Source organism: Thermostichus sp. MS-CIW-38, assembly GCF_054058415.1.
Window position 1 is genome coordinate 24,885 of record NZ_JBSSAH010000023.1, and the last position, 20,592, is coordinate 45,476.

The window sequence follows — 20,592 nt, forward strand, 5'->3', positions numbered from 1 at the left end:
TTTTATCGGCTAGAAAGTTACAAAGTGAAATCACGTAAATTGGAGAAAATGACAATCCTTTCGTAAATATTTATCGCAGATCTCCCCCGGTCGTTCTGTCGGCAAGGTAAATCTTAAGTAGAACCTTCACGGTCTTTTATTGGCAATTTTGTTACAGAAGGATGTGCTGAAGTTTGCCGTAAAAGCGTATTGAGCCATTCGCTACTCTCTTGGCCATTTCTTTAAAATAGCCCCTCGTTTTGTCTGTTTTTGTCAGTTCTGTCGATTGGGAGCTAGGGTTATGGAATCGCGCCAGCGCCGGCAGGATCCGCAAACGTTGCAAAACCTGTTGCGGGCTGCCTACCAACAGCTTTTGGAACGCCAGCCCTACCAGCACGAGAAAACAGGAGAGCTGGAGAAAATCGAGCAGGACTTCTTGCGGGGGCGGATCGGGATTAAGCGCTTGGTTCGCCAGATTGGGGGATCCCGTCTTTATCAGCGGCTGTTTTTCAGTGCCGGCTGCAACACCCGCTGTGTAGAGCAGGGTTTCAAGCACTTTTTGGGGCGGGCCCCGGCCAGCAAAGCTGAGGTGGCCACCTACCACGATATTCTGGTGCACCAGGGCTTGCAGGCCATGGTCAATGCCTTTATCGACTCGGAGGAGTACCGCCACCATTTCGGCAACGACCATCTGCCCCACCCCCGCCAACGGCTGAGCGGCCACCCACCTTTGGCCTACTTGCTGACAAACCAAATGCACCGGCGCCATGAGCTGGGGATGCAGGGATCCCCGCTTTTGCACAGTTTGGCGGCGATGGAAGTGGGGATCCCTTAGGCAGTGGGGCCGGGGAGGAAGTCGAGGGTATAGGCTTGGCGAACCTCCAGACCCGCTGCGCCGATCCCCAGGGCCACCATCTCCTGAAAGTAGGTTTGCCAGCGCTGGTGGGTCATGGCGCCGATCCCCAGCGTGGCGGCATCTCCACTGGTGAGAAGGCCGTAGTCTTTTAGGGCTTGGTGGGCGTAGGCCAGGAGGGCCTCGCTCATGTTGGGGTTGTCTTGGCGGATGAGGCGATTGCCGGGGCGGGGATCCTCTAGGTAGCTCTGCCAGCCCTGGATGGAGGCAGCTACAAATTTTCGCACCTGCTCCGGGTGCTGTTCGGCAAAGGGGCGGGTGGTCTCCAGGGTGGTGGCGTAGGGGGAATAGCCGTAGTCGGCCAGCAGAAAAACGACGGGATCAAAGCCCCCCTCCTGGCGCACGCGGAAGGGCTCGGAGGTCACATAGCCCTGCTGGGCAGAAGACTTGTCCAGCAAGAAGGGCGTGAGGCTGAGGTTGTAGGGGCGCTTCTGCTCGTCGGTAAAGCCAAATTTGGCCCGCAAAAAAGGCCAGTAGGTGAGGTTGGCCCCCGGTGACACCCAGATGGGCTTGCCCCGCAGGTCTTCCAGGCGCTCGATGCCCACCCCTGGATGGGCCAAGAGACACTGGGGATCCTTCTGGAAAAAGGCGGCCACGGTGAGAACAGGGATCCCAGCTTGCAGAGCCGCCAGAGCGTCGGGGCTGCCGCCGAGCACAAAATCTGCCGCTCCCCCGGCTAGCAGTTGCAGCACGTTAACCGCCGTTCCCCCCATGCGGATTTCCACCTGCAGACCGTAGTCGGCGTAGATGCCGGTGGCCAGGGCTTGGTAAAAGCCGCCGTGTTCGGCCTGGGCGTACCAGTTGGTGACCAGTCGCAAGGGCCGGGATCTGGCCGAAGAGGGGCGGGAGCCCGCTCCTACTGCTAGCAGAGCAGCTCCACTGGCCAAAAAACGCCGCCGCGGCCAAGGCTCTGGAGTTACACCGGACATAGGCAGGGATCCTCAGGCAGCCACGCTTTCAGTATCTCGCAAGTAGACCAGTTTTTCCTCAGGCTGGCCACCCCTTGGAAGAGGAGCTGTTGGGAGGCGTCTTCGATTTATATTTGCAAAGCAAGCGGGATCCCCTTCTTACAAGGGGCAAGATCGACATTCCAAGGGGTAGGGCATGGGCAAGGTGTATCTAGTGGGGGCAGGGCTGGGCGGGCGGGCGGGCCTGACGCAGGGAGCACTGGAGATCCTACGGCAGGCTGAGGCTATCTGGATCGACGAGCTGGTGGATGAGCGCTTGTTGGCAGAGTTGCCGCCGCAGGCGCAGGTGTGGCGACGCTCTGGGCCAGGAAGCCTCCAGGAGGGCATCCACTGGCTCATCCAGCGCTGCCGAGAAGGCAAACAGGTGGTTCACCTCAAGTCAGGGGATCCCTTGATCTTTGGCCGCGCTCGCGAGGAGATCCAAGCCCTTAGGGAGGCGGGCTGTCCCTTTGAGATTTGGCCGGGGTTGTCGTCGGCCCTGGCTGGCCCCCTCTGGGCAGGGATCCCGTTAACGGATAAACACTTGAGCCGCGCTTTTGCCGTTCTCACCGCCCACGAGCTGGAAGCTCTGCCCTGGGGCGCTTTGGCCCAGTTGGATACTTTGGTGATTTTGATGGGATCCCGGCAGCGACAGCACATTGGCGCACGGCTGGTGGAGTCTGGGATCCCGGCAGACCGACCGGTGGCCTTGATCTGGGGGGCGGGGCAAGCAGAGCAGCAGGTGTGGGTGGGCACCTTGGCGGAGCTGCAGCAGGAGGCGGGTCAGGCAAAGTTGCCGGGCCTACTGGTGGTTGGGGAGGTGGTGCGGCTGCGGCAGGACTTTTTGCCGGGGATCCCACCCTTGCCGCCACCGGCTCCTTTGGCAGGCAAGACGGTGCTGGTTACCCGTTCTGAGGGGCAATCGCCAGCTTTTCGGGAGCTGCTGCAGGCCCAGGGGGCGCGGGTGCTGGAGATGCCCACCCTGGTGATCCAGCCGCCCACGAGCTGGGATCCCTTGGATACAGCCATTGCCAACCTGGAACAATTCGACTGGCTGCTGCTGACCTCTGCCAATGGAGTGCAGGCTTTCTTTGAGCGGCTGCAGCGGCAGGGGCGAGATAGCCGAGCACTCCACTCCCTGCAAGTGGCGGTGGTGGGATCCAAAACCGCTTCCGTGCTGGCCCAGTACGGCATTCGCCCGGATCTGATGCCCTCCGAGTTTGTGGCCGAAGCCCTGCTACCCATTTGGCCGCAGCCAGTGCAGGGGCAGCGCATCCTCTTTCCCCGCGTTGAGTCAGGAGGGCGGGAGGAGCTGGTACAGGGGTTGCGGCAGCGAGGAGCAGAGGTGGTGGAGGTGGCCGCCTATCAGTCCGCCTGTCCGGCGACAGCGGATCCCCAGGTGGTGGAGGCTCTGAAGGCCCGTCAGGTGGACATCCTCACCTTTGCCAGCTCCAAGACGGTGCAGCATTTTGCCCACTTGATCCAGCAGGCAGGGCTAGGCCCTGAGATCTGGGATCCACCCGTGCAGATTGCCGCCATTGGCCCCAAGACGGCCGCAACCTGCAAGGCTGCATTTGGTCGAGTGGACATCGCAGCCCAGGAGTATACTTTGGAAGGATTGGTGGAAGCCCTCATCCAAGCGACCAACCGTTCTACCTAGCCTTTTCAGGCCGTTCGCGGTAGCGGTGCAGAGTACCCAGGTGCTCCTCATAGTGAGCCCCCATCAGCCAAACGGAACTCTCCTGGCCCGGCATCCCAATAGATACACCCAGACACCATGTGGCAGACGGCCAAGCTCTACGAAGACATTCTTTACGAAAAAACGGATGGCATTGCCAAGATCACCATCAACCGTCCCCACAAGCGCAACGCCTTCCGCCCCAAGACCATTGCCGAGCTGATTGATGCGTTTGCCGATGTGCGAGAGGATCCCAGGATTGGAGTAGTGCTCTTAACAGGCGCCGGGCCCCATACCGATGGGAAGTATGCCTTCTGCGCCGGCGGGGATCAAAGCGTACGGGGCGAGGCCGGTTACCTGGATGAGGCCGGGATCCCTCGTCTCAATGTGCTGGATCTGCAGCGCATCATCCGCTCTTTGCCCAAGGTGGTGATTGCCCTAGTGGCAGGCTACGCCATTGGGGGTGGCCATGTTTTGCATCTCATCTGCGACCTGACCATTGCCGCCGATAATGCCATCTTTGGGCAAACCGGCCCTAGGGTGGGCAGCTTCGATGGGGGCTTTGGGGCCGCCTACCTGGCGCGAGTGGTGGGGCAAAAAAAAGCCCGCGAGATTTGGTTCCTCTGCCGCCAATACACCGCAGCCCAAGCCCTAGAGATGGGTCTGGTCAATGCCGTGGTGCCAGTGGAAGAGCTAGAAGCTGAAGGGATCCGCTGGGCGCAAGAAATTCTCCAGCACAGCCCCTTAGCCATCCGCTGCCTCAAAGCCGCCTTCAACGCCGACTGCGATGGGCAGGTGGGGCTGCAGGAGCTGGCCGGAGATGCGACGTTGCTGTTCTACATGACCGAAGAAGCTGCTGAGGGCAAACGCGCCTTTTTGGAAAAGCGCCCACCTAACTTTCGCCAGTTTCCCTGGCTGCCATAGTTTGTTTGTTTTCATTAATTCCACTTCCCCGAAGGGAAGCGACCTGCCCCCAATTTTGTTGTTCTGGGGGAAACAGGAGGGTTTCCATTAATTCCACTTCCCCGAAGGGAAGCGACCCGCCTGTGCTGTGCGATTCAGCGGCTGTACGACCAGAGTTTCCATTAATTCCACTTCCCCGAAGGGAAGCGACTGCCTATCTACTCTTTTTACTCCTGCTCTTAGCCTTCCCGTTTCTCTGGTTGGTGGTTACCCTAGATGCGGTTCAAGTTGCTGTTGCAAAGCTCGGATTTTCTCCTAACCTATCTCTTGTGCTGCTGACCCTAGTAATTATTGGGAGTACGATTAATATCCCCCTTTATGAGAGAGTTTCCAAAGTAGCTATGGTACCTGATTTGGATCGATTGTGGACGATGCGCTTCTTTTGGGGTATTCCCTTAAGGCGAATTGAACAGAAAACGATTGTGGCGTTGAATGTCGGGGGTGGTCTGATTCCAACCCTATTGGCCATTTATCAGTTTACCTGTGTTTCGCCAATTTTGATTGTGCTTGTCACGGCTGTGGTGACAATAGTTAGTTATTATTCTGCCCAGGTGGTGCCGGGGATTGGGATTCAAATGAATGCCTTGATTGCTCCCCTAACGGCGGCGATGACTTCTGTGCTATTAACGGCGGGGTCTGATGTTGTGGCAGCACCGATTGCCTTTGCTGGCGGTGTATTGGGAACACTAATTGGGGCTGACCTGTTACACCTGCCCCAAATTGAGCGGATGACTCCAGGCATTCTTAGTATTGGTGGGGCTGGGGTTTTTGATGGTATTGCGCTGTGCGGTTTATTCGCCGTTTTGCTGACTTAGAAATTACTCAGAAATTCCAACAATTCACTTAATTGGTACATTCGGTTGGCTCGTAATTTATTCTGAAAAACGTTCTGAACAACACGACTTATCCCTAAAATTGATCCCCCATTAAGGTGGTTTTTCTACCCACTCATACAGTTCTAAATCCGTTGAGGCGCAGGAGTGACAGCCCCCACACTTCCGCTGGTGTACGGGGCGCACCCGCCCTTTGCGAATTAATACATCCAGGATCGGACGGAGGGCATCGGCATCCATTTGCCAGTGTTGACATAATTTGGTCAACGAAACTTGCCGGTGCGTTTGCAGATAACGTTGTAGGTCTTGCAAGAGCATCCCTTACCTCCCGGAGGGTACCCGCCGCAAACGGGGGCTACTGACGGCACGCAATCCCCACAAAACCCCCAACTGTACCAGCATGAGTCCCAATACCCACAACAGGGAACGTGCGGGGTGTTCATTAAAAGTCATGAACTGGTAATAAAAGGTGGCAACCCAATAGGCCAGCCCGGTTGTCCAACAAGCGATAAACACCGTCCAGCCTAGATTGGTTTCCCGATAAACCGCCGCCGTCGCTGATACACAGGGGAAATACAGCAGGACAAACAGCAGAAACGCAATCGCCGCCGTGGTACTGCCAAAGCGGGAAGCCATCTGCCCAAAGGTAGTCGTCTGCACCCCCAATTCCTCCGCCACTGCCTCCTCATCCCCACTCCTGCGGACTACCCCCATCCCCAGCGGGTCCAGCAACTGCTCCCCTAGGGCGGCAAAATTTTGGGGAATGCTGGCAACTGCTTCCTGGAGACCACCCCACAGGTCAAATGCCGCCGGTGGTTCCCCACTATCTGCTGCTTCCGCCTGCGCCAACTGCCCATAGAGGGAATTCATGGTTCCCACCATCACCTCCTTGGCAAACGTCCCGGTAAATATCCCCACCGTTGCCGGCCAATTCTCCGGTTGCACGCCCATCGGTGCAAATACCGGCGTAATCTGCCGCCCAACCGCACTGAGCAGGGAATCGGTACTGTCCTGTTTCCCAAAGGAACCATCCGTTCCCACCGAATTTAACAAGCCCAAAATCATCACCATCACGATAATCATCCGCCCCGCTTTGGTAATAAACGCTTGCAACCGTCCCCAGGCGTGGATGGCTACCCCCTTGAGCGTGGGCAAATGGTAGGGCGGCAATTCCATAATGAAGGGAGCCGCTATCCCCTGTAGCAGGGTGCTTTTCATCACCAAACCCGTAAACACCGCCGCCCCAATACCAATCAGGTAAAGCAGAAACACCACATTTTGGGCATTTTTCGGAAAAAACGCCGCCCCAAACAGGGCATACACGGACAGCCGCGCCCCGCAGGACATAAACGGGTTCATCAGAATCGTCATCAACCGATCCCGCCGATTTTCCAGGGTACGGGTCGCCATAATGGCGGGGATATTGCACCCAAACCCCACCAGCATCGGCACAAAGGACTTCCCCGGCAAGCCAATCCACCGCATCAGCCGGTCCATCACAAACGCCGCCCGCGCCAAATACCCGGAATCCTCCAACACTGATAAAAAGACAAACAATAAGCCAATTTGGGGAATGAAGGTCGCCGTCGTTTGAATGCCACCCCCCACCCCGTCCGCCAACAGCCCAATCAACCAGCCGGGTGCATGGAGTTGGGTCAACAGATGCGCCGTGCCCTTCACCGCAATCGTGCCCACCCCTATATCAAAAAAATCCACAAAGGCTCCCCCCACATTCATCGCCACGAAGAACATGAGGTACATCACCCCGAGGAAGATGGGAATCCCCAGCCACCGGTGCAGCACCCAGCGGTCAATCCGATCCGAAAGCGTTTGGCTAACCTGCCCAGCGAAAGTGACCGTCGCCCCCATCACCTCCCGAATCCAGGTGTAACGGACATCGGCAACCAAGAGGTCAATGTCTTCCCCCAAGGTTTGAAAAATCTCCTGCCGATGGGTTTCTAACACCGGTGCAACGTTCGCCCCATCCACCGCTTGCAACCCGTACAGCACCGCCCAAGGGGAACCCAGACCTGCTGTATAGGAAAGTTCGGTAAAGGCTTGCTCGATCACCGGGGGATAAACAGGGCGCACCCCCGCCCCCTGCGGCTGGGTCAATGCCTGCCGGATGACTGCCTTAAGTTCTGCCACCCCCCGCCCCCGATGGGCACACAAAGGCACGACCGGACAGCCCAACCGCTGTTGCAAACCAGCCACGTCAATCCGTATCCCCCGCCCTTCCGCTTGATCCATCATGTTCAGGGCAATTACCAGCGGCACCCCCATTTCCAAAAGCTGGGTCGTCAGGTAAAGATTCCGCTCCAGATTGCTGGCATCCAGGATATTCACCACCAGGTTGGCTTCACCGCTGAGCAGGTAATCCCGTGCCACCTGTTCATCCAGCCCCGTGCCCCCCGCTGCCACATCCAGGGAATAAATCCCCGGCAAATCCACCACCGTCACCGTTTGCCCCTGATCCCGGTAGGTGCCCTCCTTGCGTTCCACCGTCACCCCGGGCCAATTCCCCACCCGTTGGCGCGCCCCCGTCAAGGCATTGAATAGGGTCGTTTTCCCACAGTTGGGATTTCCCAGTAAGGCAATCGTCCGCTTGCTCATTGCCCATCGCTCCCTAAATTTGCTTCTCCCTCCACCGGCACTACCTGTAATGCCGCCGCTTCCCCTTTGCGCAGACTCAGGGCAAACCCCCGCACCTCAATTTCCGTCGGGTCTCCCAAGGGCGCATGGCGTTTCACCTGCAGGATCGTCCCCGGCGTTAAGCCCATCCCCAGCAATTTCCGCTTGTAATCCCCCGCTCCCGGCGCATAGCCCACCACCCGCACCCGACTGCCAATAGTCGCCTCCCCCAAGGTCATCCTGGGCATTGCCGCCTCCCATCGCTCGACACCAATCCGTTCCGCCATACCCGCCCCCAACCCCCACCGCTGACCTTGACATTCCACCAGCACCGACCCGGAATCCAGATGGCTCAGCACCGTCAGCACCGCCCCCTGGGTAATGCCCATGCCCACCAACCGGGGATTGGCATCATCACAATCCACCCGCACCACCCGCACCCGTTCCCCTGCCCGCATTTGAGATAGGGGCATTATTTGCAAATTACCTTCACTAGCAATTCCCGGCTTAGCCCGGCTCACTGCCGCCTCGTTGACATAGGTAAAACCCAGTTTTTGACCGTTATTTCCCGGCTGACTCCCTGAATGTGGCACCAGAACCTCCTTGATTATTAGTGGCGTTTGTAATAACTTTAGACCTGAACATAATAAATATCATTCTCAATTCAATTCAATTAACACAAAGGCAACCCGACGGCGCCCCTGCCTTAAGCAAGTTTTAATGCTCAGGACGCCAAATTGTTATCAAATATTACGGATGGGATGGATTATAACTGGGAGGATTCTTGGGAGCGATTGTTTTGCAATGTACTGCCAATACCCTGCAAAATCCCCCGCCCAATCAAGCCCAAGCCCCGCCCAATGATCCGGGTGAGCAGGTAGGCACTGGTACGGCCAATGTAATTTGCCACCGCCCGCAGTATGGGTGCCACCGCATCTTGAAACTCCAACCAGAGGGTGACCAGCCAGGGAATGCCCCGGAGTTGGGCCAGTTCCGCCGTGCGCCCCGCATACACCGGGTACAGGACAATCGCCTGGTCTTGGATACGCAAAAGTTGATAACAACTCTCAAAAATCGCCCGGGGTTCGTCCCAGTAGCGTTGCCAGCGGTAGCGTTGGGAAAGTTGGTTGCGGAGCCGTTCGGTTTCCCGGGTAGAGAGCAGGTTGCGGCGATAAAACCGTTGCTTCACCGATTCATGGTGGGGAAAGCAGTTGAGCAGGGGTTGCACCACCCCGTTGGCGACCTGGATCACCAGATTTTCCAGGAGGATGGCGGCGTGGTCGCTGGCGATTTGGCTGTTGGCCGCATACAAGACCCCATCAATGCCCAGGGGCGTTTGAAAGAGATGAAAGCTAAAAAGGTCCTTGACCAGGGGAATTTTGTCTAAAATCAGGGCGCGCACCGTGTCCCGTTGTGCTAGGAGGATGTCAATCACATCCTGCCCGTCAATGGTGTAATAACGTCCGACAAAATCCGTCAGGGCTTCCTGCCACAGCCGTTCCACCAACTCGGGGCAACGGGGGGTCAGTGCCTCGGGGGTGATGCGGGCTTCGAGCAATTCCGCCAGCAGGGCTTCCCACCGATTGAGAATGGTATTCCACAGTTCCCGTTGTTTTTCAAACCGGAGCAGGTCGGTTTCCAATAATAGATTGCTGGTGTTGGTCAGGGGTTGGTTGAATTTTTGCCGCACCTGGCTCAATCGTTCCCCACTGGGGAGGGCAGGGGGGGGAGTCGCCACGGCGGGGGGGCCAACACGGCTCCCGGTCGCCACAGCCAGGTGATCAACCGGCGGGCGGCGTGCAATTCCCGGATGCGCCCCCGGGTGATCTGGGTTGCCAGCCAGGGACGGGGACGTTGGGCCCATTGCTGGCATTGCGCCAGGGCCGTCTCAATTTGCGCCAAACCCTGGGTATACAACTCGGAACGCCAGCGGGGGGTGAGGATGGCCGGTTGCAACCAGGGGGAATAGCCCCCCAAAATGGCCTGCATCCATTGCCAGAGGGTCGCCGCCGGGGTGTACCGTTCCACATACGCCGCTAGCCCCAGTTGTTGAAATTGTAAAAGCTGATCCCGGCTCACCGGGGGGCCCAGGGCGAGGATGGGCAGGTGGGGGTAACGGCGGCGCAGGGATTGGCACAGGGGAATGTCCACCGGTTTCAAATCCACCACCAGCAAATTCACCAGGGGTTGGGTCTGTTGCAACCGTTCGCTCAAGAGATTTTGCAAATCCCCCGGTTGGTCGCTGGCCAAAGTTTGGATCCGCTGCATTAATTCTCTGGAATCTAAGGAATTATTTTCGTTAACCAGTTGTCCCAATAAAGAAGTCCAGACAGGAACTGTTCTCTGTCTTACTTTACCCTCTTGAGCATTGGACTGGTTAACATATCCTATGGCCGAGAGTAAGCCAAAAACTCTCAGGTGCTGGGAAAGTCGGAGCACTGCGTTGAGATCTTCCTGAGAAAGAGACTGTTTCCCCTGAGATTTTATGTACTGTTGGATGTGTTTATAGGCTAGCAGGCTGATATGCTCCGGGCGCACGCCTGTTGGTTGTCGCTCAGACGACGTAGGAACAGGGGATCTGTCTATTGGCGGGTTGGAAGATATAGCTTTGCTCTCCAATTTGGGATTTGGAGGAGCGGGCTTAGGAGAGCTCTTGGCGTACTTGTTTTTCGACATCCTTAAACTCCTGCGGTGTTTTCAGATTTGGCTTGTAGAGCGGGCGGAGAAGCATTGGAGACCCATCCTTGAACCCAGCCTCGTCCAACGTTGGCTTGTCCTCCTACTTGGAACAAACCTTGAAGAATGTTGATCAAAATCTCATGTTCTTGGGTGAGATCTTGCTGATAGGGCAGGGGGCTATATCCCCAAGTAAAATAAAGAATCGTGTCACGAGGGATGCACACATCTGTCCAAAACACTTCTGCCGAGCCTACTTGGTTAGCTCCTTCAGGATCTTCCTGAATCTTGTTACGGATCTGCGTCCAAAGGGAGTGCTCCATCAAGATCTGGAAATCGCTGTCGGGAAGAATGATCCGATTGTGTTTCCAGGTTTTTTGGGTATCCCCCTGTAAAACAGTAGGCCACTCCCCAACCAGTGAGAAGGTTTGCCCTTCAGGGAGTTTCTCAACATGCACTTCTGCGTCTGCCACAACATAAACGCCAGGTTTTGTTCCTACAGGGGTTCTGGGGAGAACTGGAAGAGGCTGACGGCACAGCAAGGCGTGATCTCGCAGTAGGGAATGACAGCTCACCCAACAGAAAACGGAATCGGATCCCTCTAGAGACATGGTGCGCATCGGCACCCACAGTAAACGGGCATCTCCAAACCAGACTTGGTGAACCCCCATCTGGCCGTCTTTTTGGAGTTCCCGTCCAAAGAGGGTATCAGCGATTTCTGGATCTTGGAGTGTCACCTCGTTCCGCAGGCTTCCTCGTAAAGAGGATCCTGGGATGTAGGGAAAGTTGGTGTGAGATTCACGGGCAATTTCCAGGATATTGCCTAAGTCGCCTTCTCCACCGCAATGGATGGGGGCAAGGCTGTAAAGATAGCCAACGCGAAAGTCAGGTTGAATCATTTTACAATTCCCCACAAAAGTGTTCCGTAATTCAACGATGCAAAAGTCTGCAACTGGGCGCATGGGTTACCCACAAGCTGCCTTGGCAGTGGTGGATCCTCCTTGAAGTGATACACTGTGCCGGCGGGGATGAAAGCCCGTTGAGGTAGCAGCGCAAAGTCTAATCGCTCACTGCCCTGTCGCCGAACCGCAGAAATTCCACCCCATAGCAAGGCCCGATCCGTGGCGCATCCCGCCAGATAAGGCTGCCACTGGGAGGGATAGGCCTGATAGATGCGGGGATCCGCTTCAGGCTGCGCTAGGCCCGGAGTGAGGAGATAAGCCACCCGACCCGTCCCCTGCCGAAACCGCTCCCAATCGATGCCGGGATCCCAATCTTCCAGAGGCGTGACCAGGGCGCGATGTCCCTCTCCGCCCAAGCGAACGGTGGTGGCCGGGATCCGAGCACTGATGGCTGCCGCCAATCGCCACCCCCACCGCAGCCGGGTTGCCACCTCGGTAAAGTAGCCCGCCTCCTCTTTCACTTGGCGAGTGTCAGATTTGATGTCGATGTGAGGTAGTACCTGGGTATCCCAGGGATCCTCATGAAAGTCGTCGGCCTGGGGCAAGGATCCCTGTAGATAGGCACTCAGCGCCGAGGCCCGCATCCAGGGATAGGGACGACCTTTGATGTACTCCCCTTTTTTGAGAGGCGGAGGCACCAGGGGCGGGAGTTTTTGATCATCCCAGCCGATAGATTTTCAAGGATCCCCCTCGACCGGCTGCAGACGAGAGTACTTGTCTCCCCGGATTTTCTCCTCGAAGTTATCTTCTCGGATAGCGTCTGGATCAGCATGGGGATCCGATTGACCCGTAGCCAGGAGATCCTTGGGAGCGAGTAGCCAGAGCGTATCTTGCTCATCCAGGAGAAATGGCCCTAGGAACTTGAGATTTCGAGCCTTGTCTGAGGTGTAGGGCAGGGCGGAGCGTAGCGCTTGAAAGATCGTGGTGGGCATAGGGGGAAATAATCCTTTCGCCCAGGATCCCTCGCCAGGAGAAAAAGGTTTGCTCTCGCGAAAGAGCAGCACATCCATAGGCTCTAGGGCGTACCAGTACAGTTGAGTTTCAGACATAAGAATTACCTGCCTTGTGGAAATAAATCTTCGACACAGAAGGTGACCTCAGAGAAAGCCAAAGGAGAGAGGCAATCACGCTCTTTAACCACTTGCACTTCTTGATAAAAACCTTCCGCAAGGTGTGATAAAGAGCGCTCTCCTTGGCCTTGACATCAACAACCCAGTCATCCCAGATCCCGGCTTTAATAACTCCACCCGGTCGGCATCGGTCAACACACCGTTTTCGATCATGTGATGGTAATCTTCAACTCTCCAGGGGTGAATATTTCGTAACTTGGCTTTGTCTTGTAACCGCATCTCGATCCTCTTACTTTGCCTCAATTTCCTGAGGTTTTTTGATCCAATCATCTCGTTGTTTTTTCTTGTCTATCCAAAAGGCTGAGAATCTCAAGAGATTACCCAAATCTCTAGGAGTGGTGCCCAGAGCCTCTGACTTGCCTTGAAACTCGAATGCCCAGCTTTCCCAGGCATTGATCCAGTTCACCAAAAGCTCCCGAACAGGTTCCAGCTTCTCAGCTCGGTCTAGTCGCGCCAAAATCGTGGTGGTGGCCAGCTTAAACAGCTTGTTATTTGCAGAGATCACACAGCGCAGCGGCAGTTCTTCGGCCAAACGATATAGCACTGGCCCCAGATCCAGTTCCGGCCCTTGCTTTAACCAGTCCCACCATTGCTCCAGCAGTTTCCCTTTCATGAGAGCTTCCAGGGTATTCCCGGATTGGTAAATGACCCGGAAGCAAAGACCATCCTTGCCAGGGATCTTCTTGGCTCGATGCTTCTCAGCTTCCCAGAGATTTTCCAGGACGGTGGGCAGAGGGATCCCTTTGTTGGCGATCACCACGCCGATGCTCATGGTGGCTCCTTCGCCCATGGTGAAAAGGGGACGATTGGGCAGGCCGGAGAGATCTTTACCCGGCTGGGGATGCCAAAATCCTCCTTCAAATCTGAACTCGTCTTTGGGATCCCGTTTCCCACACCAATTCCCACACCAAGCTGCGCGCAGGAAGAGGAGATATTCGGGCAGATCTTCTAAGGGCAAGAGAGCCATGACATCGTCTCCGCCACTGTAGACCACCCGACCACAGAAGCGTTTCTCCGTCAGGTAAGGAACTAGTCGATTGGAGAAATCCAACAAGGCCCGATTAAGCCCCACGTGGGTGGCTGGCCCCATGCGCTTTTTGACATTTTGCAGAAGCTCCTGCCACTCCAAGCCATTCTTCTTCAATTGATCGGCAACATCTTCAGGCAGGTAGGTCTCATAGGGGTGTAGCCTGGAGCCGCTGACATACTTGCCCATGTTGTCTCCATCCGCCAGTACAATCACCCACCAGTCGGAGGGACTGCCCCCGGTTAGACCCACCTGTCGATGGGCTTGATCCACGGCTTCTCGCAATAGGGCAATATCTTCAGGATCCTGGAGCCCCAGATCGTCCACCAGCCATCTGCTGGAAAACATCACTCCGTTGTAGGGTGCTTCTCCCCTCGTCCGCTGGGAGAGGGGTTGGGGATCAGGAATCATTTGCTCATCCGTCTTCGGCACCTGAAAAGGGCGGCGCGTCAGGGATCCAAATCGATCCCGATATTCCGGCAGAACTTGTCGGATCTGCTTCTCCAACACGTGCCAATACTGTTTCACCTTTTCGGGAGCATCATGGGCAAAGCGGGCTGCTGCAATGGAGCTGAGGTTGGGAAACCGGATCAGGTTTTCCAGATCGTCCTCTTCTTCGGCTACTCCCAGAGAGTTGGCAATGCCCCCATACTTCCAGGCCATGCGTTTGGTCAGTTCCACCGCGTTCAACATCTCCGAGCCGTTGAAAAGCCCCGGATAAACTTCGGCCATCAGTTTCCAGAACATGCGCAGGGATCCCGCCGGCAACCCTGCCCCTTCACAGAATCGATCCCGATAGAGCAAATTGGGGTGAACCGCGCTGTACATGCCTGAGAGGGTAGACCGCTCCCCAGGGGCCACCGGGATCTGCCAGGTGCGGGTATTTTTAATAGCCTGAATCGACTGGCCCAGACGCGCCTGCAAGCTGCCCCACCAGGTGCCCACATTCAAATTCCCATAGGCTTTTTCTTCAGGGTTGGTCGGCAATTCAACTCAGCTTTGGGCTAGAGTTTGCTGAGATTCTTTCCATAACGTGTAGCCGGGATCTTTGGTATTTGCCTGCAACGGCTTGTCGGGATCCCCCAGCGGAACCAGAGTCCAATAGCTTTCCCAAGTATGATCAAGTCTTGGTACTGATGCTGCTCCAGTCGGCATTCAAAGACGCTGTACTGAACCCGCCGGCCATAGCCTTCAAGCAAGTCAGAGACTTTCTTGCGTCGTTTGTTGTCGGGGATGTCGTAGGTGATGACGTAGAGCTGCATGTGGGATCCCCTCAGCGGATGAGGAACGGCAAGTAAACAGGGATCTGATCATTTACAAACTGCTTGTAGGTCTGCACCTGCCGGTTGATGACGGCCCAGCACAGTACCCCATGTGGGAAAGATAGGCGATGGGGATGTTGCGCTCTAGGCAACTCTGGATCAGTTGGGTTGTGACTTGGGCATGGCCAAAGATCAAAATCTGATCCAAGTGGGGCAATTGAGCCTGTTGAAGAACAGCTCCAGCCCGTTTGACAACCAGGCGTTCCTGGTCGAGGCTGAGGTAGCAATCCTGTTGGGACACATAGAGTGTTCTACCCATGAGGCCACTCCCAGAAGCCTAAAATTGAAGCTGAGGTGGGAACAAAACGGGGTCTTCTTCAAGTTAAAAGTCAGGCCCAAAAATGCTGTAAGGGAAGATGCGAATGGCGAAAAAGCAGAGCAGGGTTTCTGGTGTGGGATCCGTTCGTGACGGTGCGCTCCTGATGAAAGATCTGCAAACCCTGAGACACTACGGCATCCTTGGGGATCTGGTGTATCGTTGGGGCTACTATCTCGGCTCTAGCACCATGACCGAAGTGGAGTTCAACGCCGCCCTCAGCGAGGGGATCCCAAAGCCCAAGAGGTCTTTCAGGCCCAAAAGCCGCGGTTCGGTTGACGCAGACGAGACAGAGCAAATCAGGGCACTGAAGGTCTCACTCTGGCAAACGAGCAAAGCTGACCCCTCGGTAGTAGTAGGCCAAAATTTGGCGGTAAGTCCAGCCTCGGCGGGCCAATTCTTGGGCGCCCCACTGGCTCATGCCAATGCCATGCCCAAACTTGGGATAGGGGCTGACATCCGGTAAGCTCCTCAAATAAGGGATCCCACTCACCCCGACGGTTTGGCCGCCGCTGCTGGCGCTGTACATGGCATTGACAAACTGACCCCCATACACCATGACCACACCACGGGTGGCTTGTGTTGCTTCCAGGGCGGCTGCCGACCGCTGGGAAAGCCCTCGGTACACCTGGGAGCGAGTATCGCTAAACACATCAAACCAACCGCGGGAGTTGCGATGGTAAAGAACGTAGCTGCGGGCTGCCACCGCTTGCGCCTTCAGGGCTTCTGGGAAGAACCGGGATCCCATTTCTGCATCCACCACACTGGCCACATAGTCTTCTAGATCCACGTAGTTGATGGCCATCACCATGTTGTAGCCAGTCAAGAGCACCTTGCCGGAGTACCAGCGGCCATTCACTGCCACCAGGCCACCCTCCTGAGGTTCGATGAACAGCACCGGGTCAACCACCCCATGCAGACGCACCCCTTGAGGGCTGGGCTGAGCCAAAAACCCTTGCATAGGGGGCAGATCTGCCAGCACCTCTCCCCGACCGTTGATCAGTTGGGCAGGGAGAGAAACGCCTACCACCAGAGGGGCAGTGGTATCGGCCAATTGCACTCGCACTGTCACCCCCCAGACAGACTCCACCCATCCCCAGAAGGCACTGACCACCAGGGATCCCATCAGGGCCAGCCAATGCCGCGCTTCCATAGCCCGTGCCCAGAGTTGCTTTTTGTACACCAACTCCAACTTAGGATAGGGCGAGTTTCCAGAAATGGGCCGGTTTGTCTGTAGAAACTGCAGAGGGCTTGAGTCTCAATTCAGGTGTGGATCAGGTGTGGAGCAGGGGGGATCTGATAGAGATATGAGACTATCTATGAACGGGATCCCGTCTCCGGGGGAGCGGGCTGACCCGGTGGCTCCAGGAGGTCGGGTTGCGGCTGTCCTCCAGACAACCCGAAAGGCTATCCGGCCCCAGGCCCAAGGCAAAGCGCAGCGAGTCCCCCGGTCGTCCATTGGAGAAGAAGAGAAAAGAACCCAAGGAAGCCAAGGAAAGAAGAGCCGCATAGCCAAACATGGCTCGATAGCCGGATCCCGCTGCTAAGGTGCCCAAAAGGGGCCCCGCCAGGCCAATGCCCAAATCAAACCCGCACATCACCAAGCTAAACAGGCGACCCCGCTCCGCCGGCTCCGAGCGATCGGCCACGAGGGCAGAAATGAGAGGGATCAAAGTACCAAAACCGCAACCCACCACGATCCCAGCAGCCAGAAAAGCGCCGGTGCTGTTGGCAACAATCAGGATCCCCATTGCCAAGGCATAGGTGGCCAAGCTGAGGGAGATAAATGGCCCCCGCCCATAGCGATCGGAAGCGCGACCGGTGAGCAGGCGCACTCCAAAGCTGGCAAAGGCCACTGCCGTATAAAAAAGACCTGGATTCAGGGGAGCTCCGGCTTCTTGGATTAACAAGGCCACAAAGGTGGTCTGGGTGCCGAAGGCCAACCCCACCAAAAACATCACCCAAGCGAGGGAGCGCACCTTCGGGCTGCCCAGAAAGCTCCAGAAGGCCCCATCCATCGGCAGGGATCCCCAATGCTCACGCCGCTGTTCTCGAACCAGTTGGGTACAAAGAAAGCCCACCAACCCCAGCAGAGCAGAGAAGAGAAACGAAGGGCCATAGCCGGCAAACTCCTGCAAAAAGCCGCCCAAAGCAGGGCCAATGGCTGCGCCGATCGGATTGACCAAACTCATGTAGCCCAGGATCTCACCCCGTTTTTCTTCTGGGGCAAAATCCACCACCAAAGTCACATAGGCCGTGGCAAAAGCGGCGATGCTAACCCCATGAAAGGCTCGCACCAGCGCTACCCATGGGATCCAATCGGAGAGCCAGTATCCTATGGGGGCCATCCCCACCACCCCCATGCCGATAAGCAGCACGATCTGCCGGCTGTGGCCATCCGCCAGGCGACCCAACGCAGGGCGAAAGGCCAGCAACCCAATCGAAAAGGCCCCCATTACCCAGCCCACTTGCTGGCTGGTGCCACCGGCATCTCTGACGTAGAGAGGCAACGTGGGCAGCAGCGAGGATAAACTGGCCCAAAAGAGCAGCCCAGCCACAAACAAAATGCCCAAGTTGCGCCGCTGTGCCGGCTGCAGCTGCCCGAATACCCTCACGCCAACTCCTTATGCAAAATGGAACTCAAAGCGTTCTCCCAGAACCGCGCCCTAGGATAAGCCCACCTTCGCCGGATCCCTCAGCCCGAAATATTTAGGTGCTAACCTTTCTGATTGTAACCGTATGGTCTGGGGCTGGGAACCGGCCCTGCTCGCCTTTGCAGGCGCCTCCAGTCTGGGATAACAGCTAACCTCAAGTTACCTAGAGATGCGCTTTTTGGACTCCGACCCATGCCTGAACGATCGGATCCCCTCACTCGCAGCTTGATTGCCCTGATCCGGGGTTACCAGGTGGGTATTTCTCCTTGGCTGCCGCCTGCTTGTCGCTACTACCCCACCTGCTCCCAGTACACCTTGGAAGCGGTGCGGCGCTACGGTGCCCTACGAGGGGGTTGGCTGGGGATCCGTCGCCTCTGTCGCTGTCATCCCTGGCACCCAGGGGGCTACGATCCAGTTCCCGATTTGCCGGGATCCGCGCCGACCCAGAAACCATTCCGCTAGCCGGACTCAGGAGACATTTAGGTCGATTGTGGGTAGCAGGCCACAACCTCGATTTCTACTCGGGCATTGAGGGGCAGGCGGGCCACCTGTACGCAAGAGCGGGCCGGAGCCGGATCGGTGGCAAAAAACTCTCGATAAACCTCGTTCATGGCCGCAAAGTCCTCCATATCGGCCAGGAAAACCGTTGTCTTCACCACATTGGCGAGAGTGGTGCCCCCCGCTTCCAGCACTGCCTGCACGTTCAGCAACGCCTGCCGAGTTTGAGAAACAATGTCCTCCCCCACCAGTTTGCCGGTTTTGGGATCCAGGCCCACCTGTCCGGCGGTGAACAGAAACGGCCCCAGAGCAGTAACGCCCTGGCTGTAAGGGCCGACAGGAGCGGGGGCAGCCTCAGTTTGCACAGCACAATGGCCTGGCCCGATTTGGCCCTGCTGGTGGCCGATCTCTGGCTTGGCCGGCTTCGTCTGCTCCATAGAGGTTTGCCCAACTCTGTCGCTACGCTACCACAGGTGGATTGCCGAAGAGCGGGGCTGAGAATGCCAAGATGAATTTCAAGATGAATTTGTTGATAGGGAGAGGGATCCATGCCTTTGATCAAGCTGCAAACGTCTGTGCAACCAGAAATCGCCGCAGTAGAGGAACTGCTTAAGGTGCTGTCTGCTGCTCTATCGGAACAGTTGGGCAAGTCGGAAGCCTACGTGATGACCGCCTTTGAGGGTGGGATCCCGATGACCTTTGCTGGCAGTGGGGATCCCTGTTGTTACCTAGAAATCAAGAGTATCGGGCAATTTTCCGCCCAACAAACCCGGGCCATGAGCGAGTTTTTTTGTGGCACCATCGAGGCCCGATTGGGGATCCCCAAGAAGAGGATTTACATTGAGTTCAGCGATGCCAAAGGCTATCTTTGGGGATGGAACGGCACGACTTTCGGGTAAAGATACTTCCCCCACTCCAAGAGCTGTCTACTCTGGCTTGCCCTAGCTCGCCTCACAAGAACTTTGTAGGAGTTTAGCCAATGGAAGAGCTACCTCAACTCAACACAAATCCCCAAAAGCAGCGGATTTTGCTTAAGCTTGCTACCGGCTTGGGCTTGGCCATTTTTATCTTTTGGGCAGCCCATCGATTGGGATTTTTTGGAGTTATTCAAGACTGGCTCGCCGAAGCTCTGGCTTGGATTGAAAGCTTGGGGTTGCTGGGGCCAATCCTCTTCATTGCCATTTACATTGTAGCGACGGTGCTGCTTCTACCAGCCTCGGTGCTGACCTTGGGGGCAGGGGCCGTGTTCGGGTTGCTGGCCGGAACTGTGTACGTGCTGATCGGGGCAACCATTGGAGCCAACTTGGCTTTTTTAATCGGGCGCTACTTGGCGCGGGAACAGGTGGTGAAATGGATTGAGGGAAACGCCAAGTTTGCGGCCATCGATCGAGCGTTGGGACGTGAGGGATGGAAAATAGTCGGCCTGATTCGGCTGTCGCCTGCGTTTCCCTTCAATGTGCTCAACTACGCCCTGGGGCTGACCCGAATTTCTTTTCTGGATAACTTGTTGGGCACTGCCGGGATCGTGCCGGGCACTTTTATGTATGTGTACATCGGCTCGTTGGCGGGATCCCTGGCCAACATGGAAGGCAGGGAGTTGGATCCTCAGGCTCAAACCGCCCAATGGGTCGTTCGCCTCGTGGGGCTCATCGCCACCGTAGCTGCTACCCTCTACGTCACTCGCATTGCCCGCAAAGCCCTACAAGAAGCGGTGGAGCCTGCCTAGGGAATTGCATTTTAAACAAGAATGAAATCTGTTGCATTGCTTCCCAACTCCTCTCTCTCTGGGAGAAGGACTGGAGGTGGTCGCAGAAGCGGCGCGGAGCGTTTGGGCAGCAGTAGGAGTGTCTCAATCCAGTTTGAAATGACTATAAGTTGGCTCGGCGAGCTAGTGTGTAGAAAGCACCGGGTTGAGAACACTCACCGTTGGGCAGAGGCTTAGCCAACAACTTGGCAGAGGGTTTCCTGCCTGATACATTTACGCTGAACACTGCTGAACATCACTGTTCAACTATGCAGCGATAGCATTCTGTTTGTTTCCATTCGCGTTAGCGGGACGGAGT

General features: G+C 56.5%; 22 protein-coding genes. 7 read left to right on the forward strand and 15 right to left on the reverse strand.

All coding sequences use genetic code 11. The features are described from left to right. The first annotated feature begins 280 nt into the window (after positions 1 to 280). Positions 281 to 814, forward strand: a complete 534-nt coding sequence (locus tag ACVWXZ_RS09090; protein WP_457402921.1) for a phycobilisome rod-core linker polypeptide — start codon at positions 281 to 283, stop codon at positions 812 to 814. Here the strand turns inward: ACVWXZ_RS09090 and ACVWXZ_RS09095 are convergent. After that, complete coding sequence (locus tag ACVWXZ_RS09095) at positions 811 to 1,821, reverse strand: ABC transporter substrate-binding protein (RefSeq protein ID WP_414344061.1); 1,011 nt, start codon at positions 1,819 to 1,821, stop codon at positions 811 to 813. The two genes, ACVWXZ_RS09090 and ACVWXZ_RS09095, sit on opposite strands and share 4 nt — an antisense overlap. Positions 1,822 to 1,996: 175 nt before the next feature. Between ACVWXZ_RS09095 and cobA the strand changes: the two genes are divergently transcribed. The 3 genes from cobA (at position 1,997) to ACVWXZ_RS09110 (ending at position 5,295) form a co-directional block, all read left to right on the forward strand. After that, positions 1,997 to 3,499: a uroporphyrinogen-III C-methyltransferase gene (gene cobA, locus ACVWXZ_RS09100; RefSeq protein ID WP_457402923.1), complete on the forward strand. Its 1,503-nt coding sequence runs from the start codon at positions 1,997 to 1,999 to the stop codon at positions 3,497 to 3,499. A 117-nt stretch (positions 3,500 to 3,616) separates the two neighbouring features. Next, on the forward strand, positions 3,617 to 4,441 hold the full coding sequence (gene menB, locus ACVWXZ_RS09105) for a 1,4-dihydroxy-2-naphthoyl-CoA synthase (RefSeq protein WP_011432215.1): 825 nt from the start codon (positions 3,617 to 3,619) through the stop codon (positions 4,439 to 4,441). A gap of 164 nt (positions 4,442 to 4,605) precedes the next feature. After that, positions 4,606 to 5,295: a DUF1614 domain-containing protein gene (locus tag ACVWXZ_RS09110; protein WP_457482422.1), complete on the forward strand. Its 690-nt coding sequence runs from the start codon at positions 4,606 to 4,608 to the stop codon at positions 5,293 to 5,295. Positions 5,296 to 5,406: 111 nt separating this feature from the next. Here ACVWXZ_RS09110 and ACVWXZ_RS09115 read toward each other — a convergent pair whose 3' ends face one another. From ACVWXZ_RS09115 to ACVWXZ_RS09175, 13 genes are all read right to left on the reverse strand, one after another. After that, entirely contained in the window at positions 5,407 to 5,631 is a 225-nt protein-coding gene (locus ACVWXZ_RS09115; RefSeq protein ID WP_457402926.1) for a FeoC-like transcriptional regulator, read from the reverse strand. A gap of 3 nt (positions 5,632 to 5,634) precedes the next feature. After that, positions 5,635 to 7,926 carry a Fe(2+) transporter permease subunit FeoB gene (gene feoB, locus ACVWXZ_RS09120; RefSeq protein ID WP_457482417.1) on the reverse strand — a complete coding sequence of 764 codons (2,292 nt, stop codon included), beginning with the start codon at positions 7,924 to 7,926 and terminating at the stop codon, positions 5,635 to 5,637. Continuing rightward, on the reverse strand, positions 7,923 to 8,417 hold the full coding sequence (locus ACVWXZ_RS09125) for a ferrous iron transport protein A (protein WP_099812437.1): 495 nt from the start codon (positions 8,415 to 8,417) through the stop codon (positions 7,923 to 7,925). Before ACVWXZ_RS09125 ends, feoB begins: the two co-directional genes overlap by 4 nt. Positions 8,418 to 8,710: 293 nt before the next feature. Next, complete coding sequence (locus tag ACVWXZ_RS09130) at positions 8,711 to 9,682, reverse strand: DUF3685 domain-containing protein (RefSeq protein ID WP_414421451.1); 972 nt, start codon at positions 9,680 to 9,682, stop codon at positions 8,711 to 8,713. After that, the gene (locus ACVWXZ_RS09135; RefSeq protein ID WP_457402931.1) at positions 9,640 to 10,212 is read right to left on the reverse strand and encodes a hypothetical protein; all 573 of its coding nucleotides are present in this window, start codon (positions 10,210 to 10,212) and stop codon (positions 9,640 to 9,642) included. The genes ACVWXZ_RS09130 and ACVWXZ_RS09135 overlap by 43 nt, the downstream gene beginning before the upstream one ends. A gap of 410 nt (positions 10,213 to 10,622) precedes the next feature. After that, positions 10,623 to 11,582 carry an RAMP superfamily CRISPR-associated protein gene (locus ACVWXZ_RS09140; protein ID WP_457402933.1) on the reverse strand — a complete coding sequence of 320 codons (960 nt, stop codon included), beginning with the start codon at positions 11,580 to 11,582 and terminating at the stop codon, positions 10,623 to 10,625. After that, the gene (locus tag ACVWXZ_RS09145) at positions 11,516 to 12,220 is read right to left on the reverse strand and encodes a type III-B CRISPR module-associated Cmr3 family protein (protein WP_457402935.1); all 705 of its coding nucleotides are present in this window, start codon (positions 12,218 to 12,220) and stop codon (positions 11,516 to 11,518) included. The genes ACVWXZ_RS09140 and ACVWXZ_RS09145 overlap by 67 nt, the downstream gene beginning before the upstream one ends. Before the next feature lie 39 nt (positions 12,221 to 12,259). Further along, a complete protein-coding gene (locus tag ACVWXZ_RS09150) occupies positions 12,260 to 12,631 on the reverse strand; it encodes a type III-B CRISPR module-associated Cmr3 family protein (protein ID WP_457402936.1) in 372 nt (123 codons plus the stop codon). A gap of 310 nt (positions 12,632 to 12,941) precedes the next feature. Then, complete coding sequence (cas10, locus tag ACVWXZ_RS09155) at positions 12,942 to 14,726, reverse strand: type III-B CRISPR-associated protein Cas10/Cmr2 (protein WP_457482418.1); 1,785 nt, start codon at positions 14,724 to 14,726, stop codon at positions 12,942 to 12,944. A 17-nt stretch (positions 14,727 to 14,743) separates the two neighbouring features. Beyond that, the gene (gene cas2 / locus ACVWXZ_RS09160; RefSeq protein WP_457482419.1) at positions 14,744 to 15,001 is read right to left on the reverse strand and encodes a CRISPR-associated endonuclease Cas2; all 258 of its coding nucleotides are present in this window, start codon (positions 14,999 to 15,001) and stop codon (positions 14,744 to 14,746) included. A gap of 52 nt (positions 15,002 to 15,053) precedes the next feature. Next, positions 15,054 to 15,320 (reverse strand): CRISPR-associated endonuclease Cas1, encoded by a 267-nt coding sequence (locus ACVWXZ_RS09165; RefSeq protein ID WP_414344071.1) that lies wholly within the window; start codon positions 15,318 to 15,320, stop codon positions 15,054 to 15,056. Between the two features lie 373 nt (positions 15,321 to 15,693). Continuing rightward, positions 15,694 to 16,560 (reverse strand): SpoIID/LytB domain-containing protein, encoded by an 867-nt coding sequence (locus ACVWXZ_RS09170; protein ID WP_238376874.1) that lies wholly within the window; start codon positions 16,558 to 16,560, stop codon positions 15,694 to 15,696. 130 nt (positions 16,561 to 16,690) lie between these two features. After that, on the reverse strand, positions 16,691 to 17,992 hold the full coding sequence (locus ACVWXZ_RS09175) for an MFS transporter (RefSeq protein WP_457388316.1): 1,302 nt from the start codon (positions 17,990 to 17,992) through the stop codon (positions 16,691 to 16,693). Positions 17,993 to 18,223: 231 nt separating this feature from the next. Between ACVWXZ_RS09175 and yidD the strand changes: the two genes are divergently transcribed. Then, positions 18,224 to 18,493 (forward strand): membrane protein insertion efficiency factor YidD, encoded by a 270-nt coding sequence (gene yidD, locus ACVWXZ_RS09180; RefSeq protein WP_011432210.1) that lies wholly within the window; start codon positions 18,224 to 18,226, stop codon positions 18,491 to 18,493. A 17-nt stretch (positions 18,494 to 18,510) separates the two neighbouring features. Here the strand turns inward: yidD and ACVWXZ_RS09185 are convergent, their stop codons facing one another. Further along, a complete protein-coding gene (locus tag ACVWXZ_RS09185; RefSeq protein WP_011432209.1) occupies positions 18,511 to 18,894 on the reverse strand; it encodes a RidA family protein in 384 nt (127 codons plus the stop codon). Between the two features lie 183 nt (positions 18,895 to 19,077). Between ACVWXZ_RS09185 and ACVWXZ_RS09190 the strand changes: the two genes are divergently transcribed. Together ACVWXZ_RS09190 and ACVWXZ_RS09195 are read left to right on the forward strand one after the other, a co-directional pair. Beyond that, positions 19,078 to 19,428 carry a phenylpyruvate tautomerase MIF-related protein gene (locus tag ACVWXZ_RS09190; protein ID WP_011432208.1) on the forward strand — a complete coding sequence of 117 codons (351 nt, stop codon included), beginning with the start codon at positions 19,078 to 19,080 and terminating at the stop codon, positions 19,426 to 19,428. Between the two features lie 80 nt (positions 19,429 to 19,508). Beyond that, positions 19,509 to 20,255, forward strand: coding sequence for a TVP38/TMEM64 family protein (locus tag ACVWXZ_RS09195; RefSeq protein WP_457402946.1), 747 nt, complete (start codon positions 19,509 to 19,511; stop codon positions 20,253 to 20,255). Positions 20,256 to 20,592 lie beyond the last annotated feature (337 nt).

Bases quoted from the DNA above. Each gene is read 5' to 3' on its own strand.
- ACVWXZ_RS09090 (WP_457402921.1), top strand. From the start codon at position 281: ATGGAATCGCGCCAGCGCCGGCAGGATCCGCAAACGTTGCAAAACCTG.
- ACVWXZ_RS09095 (WP_414344061.1), bottom strand. From the start codon at position 1,821: ATGTCCGGTGTAACTCCAGAGCCTTGGCCGCGGCGGCGTTTTTTGGCC.
- cobA (WP_457402923.1), top strand. From the start codon at position 1,997: ATGGGCAAGGTGTATCTAGTGGGGGCAGGGCTGGGCGGGCGGGCGGGC.
- menB (WP_011432215.1), top strand. From the start codon at position 3,617: ATGTGGCAGACGGCCAAGCTCTACGAAGACATTCTTTACGAAAAAACG.
- ACVWXZ_RS09115 (WP_457402926.1), bottom strand. From the start codon at position 5,631: ATGCTCTTGCAAGACCTACAACGTTATCTGCAAACGCACCGGCAAGTT.
- feoB (WP_457482417.1), bottom strand. From the start codon at position 7,926: ATGAGCAAGCGGACGATTGCCTTACTGGGAAATCCCAACTGTGGGAAA.
- ACVWXZ_RS09125 (WP_099812437.1), bottom strand. From the start codon at position 8,417: ATGCCCCTATCTCAAATGCGGGCAGGGGAACGGGTGCGGGTGGTGCGG.
- ACVWXZ_RS09135 (WP_457402931.1), bottom strand. From the start codon at position 10,212: ATGCAGCGGATCCAAACTTTGGCCAGCGACCAACCGGGGGATTTGCAA.
- ACVWXZ_RS09140 (WP_457402933.1), bottom strand. From the start codon at position 11,582: ATGCGCCCAGTTGCAGACTTTTGCATCGTTGAATTACGGAACACTTTT.
- ACVWXZ_RS09150 (WP_457402936.1), bottom strand. From the start codon at position 12,631: ATGTCTGAAACTCAACTGTACTGGTACGCCCTAGAGCCTATGGATGTG.
- cas2 (WP_457482419.1), bottom strand. From the start codon at position 15,001: ATGCAGCTCTACGTCATCACCTACGACATCCCCGACAACAAACGACGC.
- ACVWXZ_RS09165 (WP_414344071.1), bottom strand. From the start codon at position 15,320: ATGGGTAGAACACTCTATGTGTCCCAACAGGATTGCTACCTCAGCCTC.
- yidD (WP_011432210.1), top strand. From the start codon at position 18,224: ATGCCTGAACGATCGGATCCCCTCACTCGCAGCTTGATTGCCCTGATC.
- ACVWXZ_RS09190 (WP_011432208.1), top strand. From the start codon at position 19,078: ATGCCTTTGATCAAGCTGCAAACGTCTGTGCAACCAGAAATCGCCGCA.
- ACVWXZ_RS09195 (WP_457402946.1), top strand. From the start codon at position 19,509: ATGGAAGAGCTACCTCAACTCAACACAAATCCCCAAAAGCAGCGGATT.